We start from the raw sequence: 16,527 nt of genomic DNA, 5'->3' as shown, positions 1-16,527 counted from the left end.
ACTGATACCAAGTTGCAATCAAAGATAGTAAATTGGGCTGGGAGTAGGGAGTAGGAATACTATTTCTGAGCGCAACTTAGTATGAGTAAAATTACTAGCTCCTAGCCTTTAAATACGGTTCGGTTAAAGAGGAAAGGCGAAGGGGAAAGGGGAAGAAAAAACCTTTAACCCTTACCCTTTAACCTTTTTCCCAAACCAATTATTAGTTTAAAATGCTTATCCCAACCGTATTGCCTACCCCCTAATCTACCAAACTAGCAATCAACTTCACTAATTCGGTTGGCTCTACTGGCTTAGAGGTATGGTTTTGAAAACCAGCTACAAGTGCTTGTCGTCTATCTGATTCTCCAGCATAAGCGGTGAGTGCGATCGCTGGTACTTGTCCGCCTTTTTCAGGTGGCAAACTTCTGATTTGACGTAATAGCATATAACCATCTACCTCTGGCATTCCAATATCACACACTAGAACATCAGGTTGTAATTGGTTAAAAGCTGGGAGTGCTTCAGCCGCAGAAGCTACAGCAATTACCTCTGCACCACATTCTTCGAGCATGAAAGCCACTACTTCCCGCGAATCATCTTCATCATCTACTACTAAGATACGAATACCATCTAAATCTTGATAATTATCAGACTCTACAGTACTTTGAGATAGTTGGCTCTGACTTGAGATTAATGGCACTCTGACAGTAAAAATTGCTCCCTGTCCTTCTCCCGGACTAGCTGCCCAGACTGTACCACCGTGCAATTCTATCAAATGTTTGACAATTGCTAGTCCCAGTCCTAACCCACCAAATTTTCTCGTAGTTTGACTATCGGCTTGCCGGAAATATTCAAAGACGTAGGGGAGAAAATCGGGGCTAATTCCCTGGCCTGTATCGATGACTTGAATTTGCGCTTGTCTGCCAACTTGTTCTAAACGAACTTCTACACGACCACCAGAGTTGGTAAATTTAACTGCATTAGAAAGCAAATTCCACACTACTTGCTGCAAGCGGACAGGATCGCCCAAAATTTTACCCACGTTGGGGGATATGGTAGTTTGCAGTTGAATTGATTTTGCTTTGGCTGCTAAACGCACAGTATCTAAGGCGGCTACAATAATTGGTTCTAAATCGACAGCAGCAATATTGAGGCTGAGTTTACCCCGGAGGATTTGCGAGAGATCTAACAAATCTTCTATAAGTTGAGCTTGTAACTTGGCGTTGCGCTCAATAGTTGCCAACGCTTCGGATGCTTTTGCCTGGGGCAATTTGTGGCTACTGAGTAATTTAGACCAGCCTAAAATTGGATTAAGTGGCGATCGCAACTCATGGGATAAAATAGCCAAAAATTCATCTTTAATTCGGTTAGCAGCTTCCGCTTGCGCCCTGGCTGCTTGTTCCCGTTTGAGTAATTTTTCTCGTTCTTTTTCTGCTTGTTTGCGTTCTGAAAGGTCAACCACAAAAGCAAAACCATCAGTTTGAGAACCTTCCCGAAAAGCACAACCCATCAGAATGGGAATTCGATGACCTGCTTTGTGGATGTAATCTTGTTCTACAGGAGTAGAAATACCACATTGCTTGAGTTCCTGAATTATTTTAATAACTACGTCTTGGCATTCCGGCGCAGCAAGGTTGTGCCAACTTAAACTGCCTGCTTCCATATCTGCCTTTGTATAGCCCAATAGCTGTAGGTAGGCATCATTGGCTGCTGTAATATTGCCATTCATATTCCAAAAAGCGATGCCGATGACATTTGATTCATATAGCCATCTAAATCGAGCTTCACTTTCTTGCAAGCCTTTTTGGGCTTGTTTGCGCTCAGTAATGTCTTCAATAATGCCATTAATGACAGTTGTGCCATTGTCGGTAGTCAAAGTCTGACTAATCCGCACCCAAATTTTATTACCATCGGTGCGATGCAAAAGTGCTTCACGCTCTCTAACATCGCTAGTTGTTCTTAGTTCTTGTAAGAGTTGGGCATAATCTTCTGATTGAAAATAAGGCTCCAAGGTTTGATTTACAGGAATTTCTTCCAATGAATCTAAACCCAGCAGTTGCCGAAATGCCGCGTTAGTTTCTAGTACCAAACCATCAGATGTAATGCGGTAAACTCCGACTTTAAGTTGATTGAGCAAAGTTTGAAAGCGCATTTCTAAACCTGTTACCTGACGTTGAGTGTGTGCTTGTTTTAGTGCCAAACGTACTGCCACAGGTAAACGCATATAGTTACTCGGTGACTTAATTACGTAGTCATCCAAACCTGATTTCATTGCTTCTACAGCAATTTCTTGTGAACCGCTATTAGTGAACATCACAACGGGTATTTCTGGGTAGCGGCTTTTCATTTTTCGGAGAACTGTTAAGCCATCGCTCCAACGCAGTTCGTAGTCAGTGACAACTAAGTCAAATTCTCCAGATGAAAATGCCTGCTCAAACTCTTTTGGAAGAGCAACTTGTTGAATTTGCAGATCGACAAATTCTCGTTCTAAGGCATGAGTCGCCAGCAAGCGATCATGGGGATTGTCATCAATCAGGAGAATGCGTAGCATTGTCAGTATAAATAATCTATTTAATAATTTTTTTAAGGTGTACCAAGTTCTGGCTTTTGGTTAAAAATTAGCCAATGTTTGTTAACAATGGCGACAATTTCCACTAAATTATCAAAAGCTACAGGTTTGACCATATAGGCATTTGCTCCCAGGTCATACAGATAATTAACATCAGTATGTTCTTGAGAAGCAGTTAAAATTACGACTGGTAAACGCTTAATTCCTGGTTGTTGTCTTAACCACTTCAAAACCTCCGCACCAGAACGACGAGGCAGTTTTAAATCGAGTAAAATTAAAGCTGGCAATGGATAAATACTGCGATCGCTATAAGGTGCTTCTCCCGCCAAGTAAAGCACGGCAGTATCGCCATCACGAACTACTTGTAGTGGGTTCGTAATCCCAGCCCTACGAAAAGCTCTTTTAATTAGGAGAATATCACGAGCATCGTCTTCTACTAATAGAATTGTCTCCCCTATGGATACATTATTCATTGGCTTTCTATAGCTTTTAAGAACTCCATCAAAAAGCCATCTTTTTGTAGCAATTGCAACTTTACATTTAGTTGGTTATTCATCCTCACCCACTCCTTAATCCTGTAAACTGTTTGATTAGATTACAGAACACGTAAAAACCTCTTCTTACTATCCTGAGCAAATTCCTGGTTTCTGTCTTCTACCGTAGGAGTTACCGAAATTACATTATAAAAACCTATACTTAGGTTATAGTTAACTGTCTGTAGAGTCTTAGCGGTCAAATACAACTTTTGGTAAAGCAATCCAAAAGCGGCTACCTGTACCTAACTGTGATTCTACGCCACAGAAACCGCCCATCTTTTCTAAGCTTTTGCGGACGATCGCTAGCCCAATACCTGTACCAGGATAAGCTTCTATACCGTGCAGTCGTTCAAAAACTCGAAAAATCCGCTCTTGATGTTCTGGAGCGATGCCAATACCATTATCAACAATCCACAACTTAACCCAAGTTGTGGATTGTTGGTTGTACTCCTGGGAATATATTTGCACAATAGGTTGTCTATCTGGCTGAACAAATTTGATGGCGTTATTTAATAAATTTGTGACTACTTGTACTAGAGTAGGACGATGTGCCAATACTTGTGGTAGAGAATAGTTAATTTGAATTTGAGCTTGCTGTTGTTTAATTTGTGCGTCTAATTGCTTGAGTGCTTCTTTAATAACAACATTCAAGTCAACAGGTTGAATTAAAATTTGGCTGCGACTCAGGCGACTGTAACTTAGCAAGTCAGTAATTAAAGTATCCATTTGCATCGCCCCCTCAGCAATATAGTTGAGGCAGTCTTGCCCAAAAGAGTCTAGCTGGTCATTATAGTCTTCTAATAAGGCTTGGGCAAAGCCTTGCATGGTGCGGAGAGGAGCGCGCAAGTCGTGAGAAACAGAATAGTTAAAGGCTTCTAAATCCTGGTTGATTGCTTGGAGTTGGGCTGTGCGTTCTGATACTCGATGTTCTAATTTTGAGGCATAATCTTTTAGTTCCTGGCGGAGTTGAGATTGTTTAATTGCGATCGCTAATTGTGCTGATACTTCCTGCGCTATTTCTAAAACTTCTGTACTAAAATTTTTAGCTGGAGATTTTACCAGAATTATTTCACCAATTACAGCATCTTCCACCTGCATAGGAATTGTTATGCAACTATTTAAACCTCCAGCCAACAATCTTTTTATAATCGGCGGATTGTCATTGGTAGCTGCAAAAATTTGCGGTGTTTGTCGAACTTCTCCAAGAACAAAATCGGTAATTGGTAGTGTTGTACCTTCTGCTAGTTGTAATTCACCATCAGCATGAGCAGCGAGTACTTCAGCCGTGTTAGTTTCAAAATTGAACAACACCGAAAATGCTTGTTGACAATTGATTAGTTGGCGCAACCTTCCCAAACCATTCCTAATGATTGTCACATCCGGTTCAGCCGCTAAAATTGCTCGGTCAATTTTGTGCAAATCAGTTAGGCGTTGGGCAGCAAGTTGAGCATTTTCAGTTTTCTCAGTTGCAGTTTTTAGAGCATTTTCATAAGTTTGCGACACCTTAAATATTTGTCGCCGGATGTAGTAAGTAAGAGTTATCCCGATGACTAGTGCCAAAATTATACTAGTTACACTTACTTGCTGTGCTGTGTCACGGGCTGTTTGGCTGCGTTGGTCACGTAGTTTTACTTCCGTAGCAACAAAATCTGCCATTTGTTGGCGTATTGCATCCATCTTTTGCTTACGTACTTCAAAAGCCGACAACGGTTCAACCTTGCCTTCTTGCCGGAGTTCCACACCTTGAGAAATCAAACGACTCCACTCTTGATATTGCAATTGGAGTTGCTGCACGCGTTGAACTTGTATCGGGTTATCGGAAACTAAATCTTTTAATTTTCTAAAAGCAGTATTTGTGGTGGGTGTTGCTTCTTGGTAAGGTTCGAGAAATTCTGGCTTACCTGTAATGATGTAGCCGCGTGAGCCTGTTTGGATATCTAGCAGTAGTTTATGAGTTTGGTAAGCCTGAGCAATTACTTGGTCTGTATGATCTACCCATTCTAAGGCTGCCAGTAGGCGATTAACTTGCCAAAGCGAAACTCCCGAAAACAGCAATAAGAGAACGCTAGGAAGTGCGATCGTACTAGTTAACCTTCGTCGAAAAATAGATTGAGCAATTTGCAGCAACATATTTCTATGCTACTGGCTCTGCCTGAAAAATTCTCATGAATTTCTTAGCTATTGCGCCTACAACTTGCACTATTGAAATTGTGAATAAAAGATTTAAACCCTCTCCCTTGCTCCCCTACGGTCTCAACTGCTCTCTTAGGTGTTTAATCGCTTATTGGGTGCGATCGCTAGACTCTACACAATCAAAAAATTTCTACTTTAACCAAATACTATCAAGTTATAATCCTCGTGGACAACTGAGTTCCAAAAATTACATTGTTTTCCAGACTACAATTCCTATCTGAAAATATGCAACCCATACATCTAGCTTCATTGTTAACGCTAGGTATAGCACTAACGAGCATACCTGTAATGCCATCTTATGCCCAAGAAGCAAAAATACAAACCTTTTATGAATTGCAAAATCAGCAGGTCAAGGTCACTTATTCAACAAGTAGCATTACTGGTGAGGCTGTTTTTAAGTATGAAGACTCAGAACAAAAATTGCTTTTTTCTGGAACAGAAATACAAACTGAAGACACAGCAATTGGTAAATTGGTGACAGTGACTGTCAAAAAAACTGTAGATACTGGCTATGAGACATTTAGCTTGCTCTTACCTGATGTTAACTTGAAGAACAGCAGCGAAGCTAAAATTGTGACTCAGGGTATTAAAACTATAAACCGTTTGTCAACAATACCTTTATTGAATGAAGGACAGAGACAGATATACACCACAATTACACCTTTATTAGGTACAGCAAAAGCTTTAACTTTTTAAGACTTTATTCAGCGTAAAACAATAGTAAAACTTACGCACTGGGATTGATTGTTGAGAGTGGGTGTAACAGGATGTTTAAAAAGTCCTTTTGTTGGTAGCAAAACATTTTAGATCCCCCTAAATCCCTCTTAAAAAGGGGACTTTAAGAGTCTTTCAGCCCCTTTTTAAGGGGGGTTGGGGGGATTAGAAGTGCTTAAAATCACAGCTAAGTGGAGCGGTGCAAATATTTGTAGTTGGGATAAGGCAGGAGGCAGAAGTCAGGAGGGAAGAGAGTTTGAGCTTAATTAACCTTTCTTAACATAGTTTTGTCTTTTCCCACCGACTTACTTAATCACTTTTCAAACATCCTTTAAAGGTGTAGGGTGAGGCTTACTCAAACCCTACACCCTGGCCTAAACCCTTGATTTTTCGTCTGTGGAGTTAGTTTTATTACTGAACGTTTTCCAGATAAGCATCCAAGCTGGGAACATCTACCCAACTCCTTCTTTCGTGGGATTTATGAGATAAATCCATCAACAATTGAGAATACACTCCTTCGCGCAAAGATGGAACTATTGACTGTTTTTGGTTAATTCCTTGCAGCCATTGGTCAACTACACGGATGAATGCAGAAATACGGCCATCAGTGAAGTTTTGGGTAAACATTAACTGCTGTGGTATTTCAATTTCTGCTAAAGGTTGTCCGGCTTGAGAACCCCAAACTCGAAAACCGTGGATGTAATCTTTTTGATTTTCGCTGCCTAAAACTAATGTACCGCGATCGCCATACACTTCTACCCAATGAGTTCTCGGTGCATTAACCACAGCACTGATATTAAGTTGGCATGGTGTTCCATCCGCTAATTCCAAAGACAGCAAACAATTATCATCTGTCTCTACTGGTTTTAATACATCATTGCTAGGGTCAATGCGGTTAGGAATAGCTGTATTTAAATAAGCACTAAGTCTAGATACTGGGCCAAATAACCAATAAATGTAATCAAAGGCGTGAGAACCCAACGATCCCAATGCACCACCCCCTTTTTCTTGAGAAGAATACCAGTTCCAAGGGCGGGAAGTATCAGCGCGAGAAGAACCCAACCAATCAATTTTAATTAAGCGTTTGTTTCCTACATAACCTGAAGATAAAAGTTCAGCAAATAATTGCCATCCTGGAACAAAGCGAAATTCAAAATCAACCACAGCAGTTACACCATTTGCTATTGCTAACTGATATAGCTCTTTTGCTTCAGATACATTTAAAGTTGTAGGTTTTTCTAATAATAAATGTTTGCCTGCTTCTAGCACAGTTTTTGCCATTTCATAGTGCAGAAATGGTGGTGTAGAAATACTAACTGCGTCTAATTCTGGTAGTTTGACAATGTCTGCCACACTATTACAAGCGTGGGGGATATTATTAGCATCCGCAATTGCTTTGGCTTTATTAATATCCCGATGATAAACCGCAATCACATCAGTATGGGGATGGGCTTTAAATCCAGGTATATGGACTTTTTGACCAAATCCAGTGCCGACTACAGCAACACTAATTACATTTTGATTCATGGTTAACTACGCACCCCTAAATTAAATGAGAGAATAGCGATATTATTTACCTTGATAATTTTAAATAATTGCCACAATATAATACACAAGTATTTGGTAAATTTTTTCTTAATATTTTTAACACATATAAATTTTTTTAGTAAAAATACTGAACCTTTATAAAAAATATATTTTGATTTTATATGTAAAAACATATGGACTTTTGAATCACCATAGACAAAAATACATATATTAGTTTATTATTAGTCAAATTTCACTGATGAAAATTATTTACCTGAGAAAGTTATCCAGCCAACTTAAAAGCTGTAAGCAATATTATATTTTCAATAATTTCAGCAATTATCTAAATAAAAAATAATATGAAAATGTATATAACTAACAAAACAAAAATTCCTCCCTCGCAACTAATAACTGTAACAGTATTACTTACATTACTTTTATTTATTCCTCAAATCTGGCTTAATTGCCAAGGCTACTATAATTTTAATAATCTGACTAAGAATGAATTTAGATTACAAAAATTGAGTGATGAAATTATCTATTTTGATGAAGTGTTAACCATGTCAGCACGTATGAATGCGGCTACAGGCAACCTAATGTGGGAACAACGCTATCGGCAATTTGAACATAAACTTGATATTGCAATTCAAGAATCTATTAAACTTGCGCCTCAAGCATATAAAAGTGAAGATGCAAAAAAAACTGATATTGCTAATCAGCAATTAATTAAAATGGAATATCAATCTTTTAATTTAGTAAGAAAAAATGAAAAAATTGCAGCACAAATACTATTGTCTAGCCCTGAATATGAAACTCAAAAACAGATTTATGCTGATGGTGTAACTAAAAGAAAACATAATATATCAATTCAGTTGCAGCAACAAGTTGCAGAATATCGCCAAAAAATATTTTGGGCAATTTTGGCTTCTATCATAAGTTTAATATTATTGATTCCGGCATGGTTACTGGTACTGAATTTGTTACATGGTTACTTAAAAGCTAAAAAAAATGCTCAAACTGCTTTAGAAGAGGCTAATTCTATATTAGAAATGCAAGTTGCGTCCAGAACAGAAAAATTAAACCAGAAAAATCTTCAATTACAACAAACATTGCAAGAATTGCAACACACTCAAGTTCAATTAATTCAAACTGAAAAGATGTCTTCTTTAGGTCAGTTAGTTGCTGGTGTCGCCCATGAAATTAATAACCCTGTTAATTTTGTTTATGGCAATTTAAGTTATGTTAGAGAATATACTCATAAATTACTAACTTTAATTAATTTATATCAGCAAGAATATTCTCATCCTAATTCAGCAATAACTAGTTTAATTGATGAGATAGATTTAAATTTTATTATTAATGATTTAGCTAAAGTTTTAGGTTCTATGACAATTGGTACTAATCGTATTCGTGAGATTGTGCTAACTTTGCGAAATTTCTCCCGTCTTGATGAAGCAGAAATGAAACCTGTTGATATTCATGAAGGAATTGATAGTACTTTGTTAATTTTACAGCATCGTTTCCAAGGTAAACATGAGCAAACAGAAATTGTTATTATTAAAGATTATGGCGATTTGCCGCTTGTTGAATGTTATGCAGGAGCATTAAATCAGGTATTTATGAATATTCTTAGCAATGCTATTGATGCTATACGTCAAAAAGAATTTGAGGCTTTAAAAGCAAATACCAAACACCCTTATAATTCTATTATTATTTCTACTAAAGTTAAAAATCAAGAGAATGTCATCATCAGTATTAAAGACAATGGCATAGGAATAATTGAAGAAGTTAAACCTAGATTGTTTGATCCGTTTTTTACGACTAAACCTATAGGTAAAGGTACTGGTTTAGGATTATCTATAAGTTATCAGACTATAGTAAATAAGCATAAGGGAAAAATTGAATGTAATTCTGTACTTGGAAAATCCACAGAATTTGTAATAGAAATTCCTATCAAGCAGACAAGATAATACAATTTTAGATTTTAGACGCTAAATATTATCTGAGAATTCGCATAGTGAAAGGATAGCGGTAATGTTCGCCATGATAAGCTTTCATTGCTGCAAAGCTGACCAAGAATGATTGTAATAACAGTAATCCGATAATTAAAAACATCCACATTAAAAGTAATGCGTCTAAAACAGTCGTAAATTCATTGACTGCACCATGATTGGTAATAGCAATGCTACAGCTACCGAATACTAGTAATAAAGAAATAATAATGAACACTAAGGTATACAAAGTCAAGGAAATTTGAAAGTTTAAAGATTCTCTACCTTGAAAATCAATCCAGGGATATTGATTCTTTTTAAGTTGCCAAATACTTAAAGGTAATAAAATATTTAGGGGCAAATATAAAGGAATACCAAGAAATACTAAAGCAAATAAAATTAGCCACGAGAATAAAGCTGAAAAATGACACAACATTGCCCAGATCCGCATTTGTTGTTTGCCTTTGGTTTTCATGGCTTGTTAGTGGCATAAGGATAAATGAAATTCCTATTTACTACATTACCCGGAAATCAATCAGACAAAAGTTTAAAATTTGAGTATTTCTCGCTCATAATTTTCCGGTAGAGGTTCTATTTCCCAAACTATGCCTTCGCCTGGTTCTAAAGCAACTTCTACATAAAGTTGTTCAACAGCAGTTGTAGCAATATCTTCGTTATTAGGAAAAGGCTGTAAATCTTCTGTAAGAAGCCTAAGTTTAAAACCGCCAGGAATGTCCGCACCAACAGTGGCGTTACGCAACTGGAATCGCCAGTAAGGTGTATTTGGTTCACCTTGGGGTGTAATTGTCAGTTCATATAATTGTCCAGCGATCGCCAGCCGTCGTGATATATTCACCTCAGTTTGTCTATCTTCTACACTCCGCGCCGCAGCTGCACTCAATTCTAAATTCCAGCGTTCCCAACCGATATTTTGTGCAAGTTGAGATACACCGCTTTGCAACCATTGCAAAACTGCACGCTGTTGGGGTAGTCCGATGCGTTTTTCATATAAATTTTGCCGCCAACCGCCATGTTCAATTAACCCACCCCACAGTTGAAAAGGAACCGCTAACCGAGGTGTGATGACTTCTGGCTTTCCCAGGCGGTCAATTAAATTTTGCGCTTGGGCTTGTGGTAGGGTCGGAATTGCTGCAACAGCAATTCGTGTCGGTTCGGCTGTACAAAATTCTCGCGCTACCGCTAAGATGCTGATATCGGTAATTAACTCAGCAATATCTAGAGAATAAGTGCGATCGCCTGCATCATAACTTCCTTTATTCTTAAGTTGGGCATGAGTACCATAACCCCAAACTCTCACATAGCCCGCATCTGGTTCGACTTGCACAGCTAAATAATAGTCACCTAGCCAACTCAGTAAATCCACCCATTCTTGCGGTACGCGCAACTCACTGCAATCAATACTTTCGCTGGGAACCAAGATAAATCTCGTTGCATCTACTGTAATAGCGGTTCCATTCACCAGTTCCCAAAAACTAGCTAAAGCAGTGGTATTCGGCCACACCTTTGCCTGTGGTGTAAATTCCTCCTGTAACCAAGGTAAGACAGCATTCAGACAAAGTTGGTTTAAATAAGCTTGATAATCAGAACTGGGATGCGAAAAACCTTGATGGTGTTGCGTAGTTTCGGGAATCTCTAAAATTAGATCTGGAGAATTAGCAAAAGTAAAAGTCATGGTGGTTACTCCGGGGAAAGGTTTGGCTTGTTTTGGCACTACCAGGGAAACATTCTCTTCCCCGAACAGTCTGCAAAATTGGTCTGAACCTGGTTAGCGAGAAGATGTATCGCAGTAGTCGCATAAGTTAAAATATTTTGAAAGCTTGAATACCAAGAATAGTAAAACTTTTACCTCCTGCCTCCTGCCATATAGTAATTTTGCAGCCACTCTTCCATTACAGCACTCATACTTTTGAGTAAGTCTGATGTCACAGAAATATGCAAGCTATCTTTGCACCAGTTAGCTAAAGACCGCAGCAAAACCTCTTTCGCTTTTGTCAGTCGCCGCGAAACAGTGTACTGTTTGATGTCTAGTTGTTTAGCGATCGCATCTTGATTAAGTTGCTGTGCATAGTATAGTTGCAATATTTGTTGGATTTGCACTTCTAATTGAGCGATCGCAGTCGTTAATACTTGGTTAATTTCACCTCGTTGGGAATTCCTAGCTTGTTCTTCTTCTAGGGCAACAATTTCATTAATTAAAGATTCTTGCACCCCTGGTAAATTATCCAGTAACTCAAACCCATCATCACCACCTTTGGAGACATTGAGAGAGTCCGGAGAAGGATAAAGATATTTGCGGACAGCTTTCGCCGCACTTAATAGCCACTTTTCCAGAGTTTGAGGGTTTGTAGATTGCGTGCTTTGGGAATTGTAAGATTGAGCGATCGCTTCCCAAGTGCTATCATCAGGTCGAGATAATTGCCGAGAGTTACTGGCTTTTGTGGGAACATAGAGAGTTTTGAAAGCATTCCAAGCCAAAGTGTAGGCGCGAATTGTATCAAGAGATAAACCAGCATTTTGCAAAGATTCTGCCAAACGCTTTTGACTGGTTTTGCGTAACAAACCCCAATCGCTACAGATATCGACTTCTTGACGCTGACGCAGAGTTTCGCGGATAGCACTGCCAAAAATCAGACTGGCATAGTTTTTAAAAGTACTGCTTTGATGAGGATTAAAACCTTTGAGGACACGTTCAACTTGGGCGATCGCAATTTGAAAACAATCAGATAATTTGAATTGGCTACTGGCGAAACCAGCGCAAGTTTTTTGGGATATCCAATAACAAGGTTCTTGTAAATAAGCCGTGAGATGCTGTTTTGCTAAGGATGAGGCTGTTAAATCTTGCCATAACTTATACCAATACAATACCCAAAAATCTTCTAAATTTTCTTTTGGTATTTGTTGAAGACAACTTTGAATGCTGCGACGCAAGCGTGATTCCGTCGCCCAACAACTGAAGCGATCGGCTTCAAACTGCACGAAAGTTGAAAAAATTTCAATAATGCTTTGTCGAGGCTGCATAAAAAACTAGAAGCCGACCTAAAGGAAAAGTACAGGCATTCAACGAAGCCTGCACAAACTTTACTACAAGGAATTGAATTATGTTTCGGCTCGCAATAAAATCTTTTACTATTGGTAGTTTAGTTGCCATATCTACCGCCAGCAGTGTTTTTGCCCAAGTACCTTTAATCAGAAATTTGGACTTAGTAAAAACAGCAAACTTTAGCTGCGGCCCTCATCTTAGTACATATATTGTCAAACCCCTAGATAACCGCCAAGGGTTTGGTATTCGCTGCGTTAAATTTAGTGAAGGCAGACCAGGAACCACAATTCCCAAACTAGCTTGGTATGGTGAAGGTAATTGGGGTGGTGCAACCTATCGCCACGTAGGACAAGCAATTTATAGAAGTTCCAATCTTGTTGGTTTTGCTTCCGACATTCATGGCAATGGGGAAGATATTCATAATAACTTTCCAGGAAATTTGAAGGTAGAAGTTATTGGTTCCACAATTCGTGTCACCGGCGCATGGAATGAAGAATGGCACTTAGTTAGATCCACTAATTACCAGCCTTTGTCCAGACCAAATACTTGTGGTGGTTACTTTGATGAATATAGAGTGTCTGACCTCGCAGGTAGCCGTCGCGGTTCTGGCTTGCGTTGTGTTCTCCGTGTCGGGCCAAATAACACCACTTGGTTTGGTAACGGTAATTGGGGAGGTTCCACCTATTCTCACATTGGAACTCGTTCTTTTAATGGCTATGGTGCCAGTGATGTTTGCGGTACAGGTTTTGGCCCAATTTGTAATACTTTCGGTTGGGGTTCCTTGAAGTTTACTCCTGTTCCTGGTGCGTTTAATGTCACAGGTGCTTGGAGTGAAAAATGGCGGTAATCGGATTTTCTACCAATTCACTAAAATGAGGTAACACATTCAAACCCCGAAAACCATGTCATATCTGACGCATCTTAATTACGAATTACGAATTACGAATTGGTATTAGATTTTGGATTGCTTTCTGTGTCTAGGTTTTATAAAACCATGTTGCGTTCAAACATATTTTTTACTTCCCTCTCCCAACCTAAAATGCGCTCTTAGAGAGTAACTTACTCTTTGGCAGTCTCATCAGGTTGAGAAGGAATTACCACCACTCGACCGTTCTCAACCACAGTACAATTTTTACCCTTACTTTTGCTGTGATTGATTGGTGTATCTTGGCACTGCTGTTGGTGAGCAAGATTTTGTTCGTTTTGTTGATTGAGAATTACAACACAACCAGTACAAGACACTGTGGACATAAGTAGTAAATTGAGTTCTATCTCAATTATCACTCAAATAGGGAGTGGGGAGTAGGGAGTAGGAAGTAGGATTTTCATCCCTTGATTATAGAGTTTCTGCTGATTATTTAGCTAGGGACGCAAAAGCTTGCGTGCCTAAAATTATTTATCATAATTAAAGCATAGCTTAGGACATCAACAGATAATAAAACTTAGACACCAAAAGGCTTTTATCTCTGTCCCCTGTATCCTGTCACCTGTCCCCTGTAACCTGTCACCTATCCCCTGCTATATCTTCAGGTAGAGTTAATATTTCTACACCATCTTCTGTGACTGCTATTGTATGCTCGAATTGCGCCGACAATTTGCGATCGCGTGTCACAGCCGTCCACCCATCGCCCAACATTTCTACTTCCCAAGTACCTTCGTTAATCATTGGCTCGATGGTAAATACCATTCCTGGTCTGATTCGCTTACCTTTACCACGTGTGCCGTAGTGGGGAATGTCTGGTGCAGTGTGGAATATATTACTGATGCCATGTCCGACAAAATCCCGTACCACAGAAAAACCCTGAGATTCAGCATACTCCTGAATTGCTGCCCCAATATCACCAATTTTTGCCCCTGGTTTGACTTCAGCAATACCACGATAAAGGCACTCTTGGGTGACTTCTACCAACTGTTGCGTCTTTGGAGAGGTGTTACCCACAATAAATGTTTTAGATGTATCACCGTGGTATCCATCAACAATCGGCGTAACATCAATATTAATAATGTCACCTTCTTTGAGGATTTGTTTAGCGTTGGGAATGCCATGACAGATTACTTCATTGACGCTGGTGCAAATTGACCGAGGAAAACCTTTATAACCAAGAGGCGCGCTTTTAGCCCCATGAGCTTGTGTCCAGCGTTCAGCTTCATCATTGAGTTCTAGCGTACTCACCCCTGGTTTCACTAGTGGTTCTAGATGCTCTAGAAGTTTAGCCGCCAAGCGTCCTGCCCGGCGCATTTTTTCAATTTCTCGTGAAGATAAAATAACGATTGTTTCGGTTTTCATGGACTTTAATCTAAAGCATCATTCAAAAATATAGTTAACCCTGTTTGTGCTGCTCTTTGGGCGGCATCAGCCACCTTCAGGGTATACAAACTTTGTTCTGGGGTGACATACAAAGGAGTGCCATCAAACAGATGATCTAACACCATACTTGTGTCTTTGGCAAACAAACCCCGGCGCGTGCCAACATCAATTGGTATAGTTTCTCCCGCCTGGATCAAGTATCCCGTATTGCCATCAAAAATTAAACCGCCTTTTTCGCCGTGAACTTCAAATTTCCGCTCTGGTTGCCAAATTGTTTCGCCTTTGCCGTAAATTACCTGTGCTAACAGCCCACTGCTGAAGCACAATTGACTCATACAAAGACAGGTTTGATAGTACTCCGATTCTACTGCCCAATATCGCTGATGACAGTTGACTGTAGAGACTTTTCCAAATAAATCAACCAGACGATGCAATCGAGAAATTGCCCCAATTAAAGGAAACCCAAATAGTTCATGGTTATAAGTCCACTTACGCGGTGCAGGATTTTGGGAGTTGATGGTGCTGTAGCGGACATAAAACACCTTGCCAACTTTGTCTATATTTTGTTTTAAAGCTTGGTGCAAGCCACCCAAAAGTTCTATATGTTCGACATGGAGTAATTTATTTTGGGCTTTGGCTAAGGCGATGAGTTCTTCTGCCTGGGCTAAATCCACTGATAGAGGATATTCTACAACTACGTGCTTTCCGTGCAACAGGGCAGCCTTGGCGATCGCTCCATGATCTCGATTAACTGTGGATATTACTACTAGATCTATATCTTCTCGTGCTACTAGCTCTTGCCAAGAATTGATAGCTGAGATTTGATATTCTTTAGCGAAAATTTCTGTTGTTTCTGGGGTATGGCCGACAACTGCGGTAAGATGCGTTCGCTCATCTTGCAGCAGTGCTTCTGCTCTTAATTTTGCTGCATACCCAGTACCTACCATGCCGACACGCACTTGTGCTTGCCCCAAAACTGCCTCTGAATTATACATGATCCCTCAATCACATAGACATTAGGGCAGGACTTACGCACTTATATTAGTTGTTGAGTTTGTGTGTAAAGGTTTTCAATACATATACCCCTACACCCATATACCCATATACTCATACACCCTTGTTCTTGAAGTTCCTACTCAACGACTTAACGTATAAACTAAACTTATTATTCCCTAGTAACTAAATTTCATTACTAATCGTGGTCGATTTCGAGTTACATGGTTTAATTTTTCCCGTAGTATCAGAATTGAAGTAAATATTCATGAGCGGCTCATCCTATAAGTTAAGCCGTAGGTACTGCTTTAGCATAACTTATACTGCCGTTTACAAAAGAGAGGAATACGGAAATGCCATCTTACAAAGTTAGACTGATTAACGAAGCTGAAGGTTTAGACACCACAATAGAAGTGCCAGATGATGAATATATTCTAGACGCTGCTGAAGAACAAGGCATAGACTTGCCCTTCTCCTGCCGCGCTGGTGCTTGCTCCACCTGTGCAGGTAAAATTCAAAGTGGTACCATTGACCAGTCTGACCAATCTTTCTTGGACGACGATCAAATCGAAGCTGGATATGTGTTGACCTGTGTTGCTTATCCAACCTCTGACTGTACAATCTTGACCCACCAAGAAGAAGCACTTTACTAA

The 16,527-nt window shown here is 39.5% G+C and carries 14 protein-coding genes; 4 read left to right on the top strand and 10 right to left on the bottom strand.

What is annotated here, in order from left to right; all coding sequences use genetic code 11:
* Positions 1-241 precede the first annotated feature (241 nt).
* The 3 genes from H6G76_RS15470 to H6G76_RS15460 all read right to left on the bottom strand — a co-directional run bounded on the left by H6G76_RS15470 (position 242) and on the right by H6G76_RS15460 (position 5,217).
* On the bottom strand, positions 242-2,533 hold the full coding sequence (locus tag H6G76_RS15470; protein ID WP_190702022.1) for a response regulator: 2,292 nt from the start codon (positions 2,531-2,533) through the stop codon (positions 242-244).
* Positions 2,534-2,565: 32 nt separating this feature from the next.
* Positions 2,566-3,024, bottom strand: coding sequence for a response regulator (locus H6G76_RS15465; RefSeq protein ID WP_190702019.1), 459 nt, complete (start codon positions 3,022-3,024; stop codon positions 2,566-2,568).
* A gap of 252 nt (positions 3,025-3,276) precedes the next feature.
* Positions 3,277-5,217 carry a CHASE3 domain-containing protein gene (locus tag H6G76_RS15460; RefSeq protein WP_190702016.1) on the bottom strand — a complete coding sequence of 647 codons (1,941 nt, stop codon included), beginning with the start codon at positions 5,215-5,217 and terminating at the stop codon, positions 3,277-3,279.
* Positions 5,218-5,505: 288 nt separating this feature from the next.
* Between H6G76_RS15460 and H6G76_RS15455 the strand changes: the two genes are divergently transcribed.
* Entirely contained in the window at positions 5,506-5,976 is a 471-nt protein-coding gene (locus tag H6G76_RS15455) for a hypothetical protein (protein ID WP_190702013.1), read from the top strand.
* Positions 5,977-6,405: 429 nt separating this feature from the next.
* On the opposite strand, the gene H6G76_RS15450 is transcribed toward H6G76_RS15455, so the two are convergent.
* On the bottom strand, positions 6,406-7,521 hold the full coding sequence (locus H6G76_RS15450) for a Gfo/Idh/MocA family protein (protein ID WP_190702011.1): 1,116 nt from the start codon (positions 7,519-7,521) through the stop codon (positions 6,406-6,408).
* 359 nt (positions 7,522-7,880) lie between these two features.
* Between H6G76_RS15450 and H6G76_RS15445 the strand changes: the two genes are divergently transcribed.
* Positions 7,881-9,491 (top strand): sensor histidine kinase, encoded by a 1,611-nt coding sequence (locus H6G76_RS15445; protein ID WP_397333601.1) that lies wholly within the window; start codon positions 7,881-7,883, stop codon positions 9,489-9,491.
* Positions 9,492-9,519: 28 nt separating this feature from the next.
* Here the strand turns inward: H6G76_RS15445 and H6G76_RS15440 are convergent, their stop codons facing one another.
* The 3 genes from H6G76_RS15440 to H6G76_RS15430 form a co-directional block, all read right to left on the bottom strand.
* Positions 9,520-9,987, bottom strand: coding sequence for a DUF4870 domain-containing protein (locus tag H6G76_RS15440; RefSeq protein WP_190702008.1), 468 nt, complete (start codon positions 9,985-9,987; stop codon positions 9,520-9,522).
* Between the two features lie 72 nt (positions 9,988-10,059).
* Positions 10,060-11,205: a DUF1822 family protein gene (locus H6G76_RS15435; protein WP_190702005.1), complete on the bottom strand. Its 1,146-nt coding sequence runs from the start codon at positions 11,203-11,205 to the stop codon at positions 10,060-10,062.
* Positions 11,206-11,375: 170 nt separating this feature from the next.
* Entirely contained in the window at positions 11,376-12,551 is a 1,176-nt protein-coding gene (locus H6G76_RS15430) for a sigma-70 family RNA polymerase sigma factor (RefSeq protein WP_190702003.1), read from the bottom strand.
* Between the two features lie 80 nt (positions 12,552-12,631).
* Here H6G76_RS15430 and H6G76_RS15425 point away from each other — a divergent pair, with 80 nt between their 5' ends.
* Positions 12,632-13,420 (top strand): hypothetical protein, encoded by a 789-nt coding sequence (locus H6G76_RS15425; protein WP_190702000.1) that lies wholly within the window; start codon positions 12,632-12,634, stop codon positions 13,418-13,420.
* 212 nt (positions 13,421-13,632) lie between these two features.
* Here the strand turns inward: H6G76_RS15425 and H6G76_RS15420 are convergent, their stop codons facing one another.
* The 3 genes from H6G76_RS15420 to H6G76_RS15410 all read right to left on the bottom strand — a co-directional run bounded on the left by H6G76_RS15420 (position 13,633) and on the right by H6G76_RS15410 (position 15,876).
* On the bottom strand, positions 13,633-13,824 hold the full coding sequence (locus H6G76_RS15420; protein ID WP_190701997.1) for a hypothetical protein: 192 nt from the start codon (positions 13,822-13,824) through the stop codon (positions 13,633-13,635).
* A 253-nt stretch (positions 13,825-14,077) separates the two neighbouring features.
* Positions 14,078-14,860 carry a type I methionyl aminopeptidase gene (map, locus tag H6G76_RS15415; RefSeq protein ID WP_190701994.1) on the bottom strand — a complete coding sequence of 261 codons (783 nt, stop codon included), beginning with the start codon at positions 14,858-14,860 and terminating at the stop codon, positions 14,078-14,080.
* Positions 14,861-14,865: 5 nt separating this feature from the next.
* On the bottom strand, positions 14,866-15,876 hold the full coding sequence (locus tag H6G76_RS15410) for a Gfo/Idh/MocA family protein (protein WP_190701992.1): 1,011 nt from the start codon (positions 15,874-15,876) through the stop codon (positions 14,866-14,868).
* 351 nt (positions 15,877-16,227) lie between these two features.
* Between H6G76_RS15410 and H6G76_RS15405 the strand changes: the two genes are divergently transcribed.
* Positions 16,228-16,527 carry a ferredoxin gene (locus H6G76_RS15405; RefSeq protein ID WP_190701989.1) on the top strand — a complete coding sequence of 100 codons (300 nt, stop codon included), beginning with the start codon at positions 16,228-16,230 and terminating at the stop codon, positions 16,525-16,527.

Source organism: Nostoc sp. FACHB-152 (assembly GCF_014697475.1).
Taxonomy (GTDB): domain Bacteria; phylum Cyanobacteriota; class Cyanobacteriia; order Cyanobacteriales; family Nostocaceae; genus Nostoc_B.
This window is presented reverse-complemented; position numbering and strand designations above follow the sequence as displayed.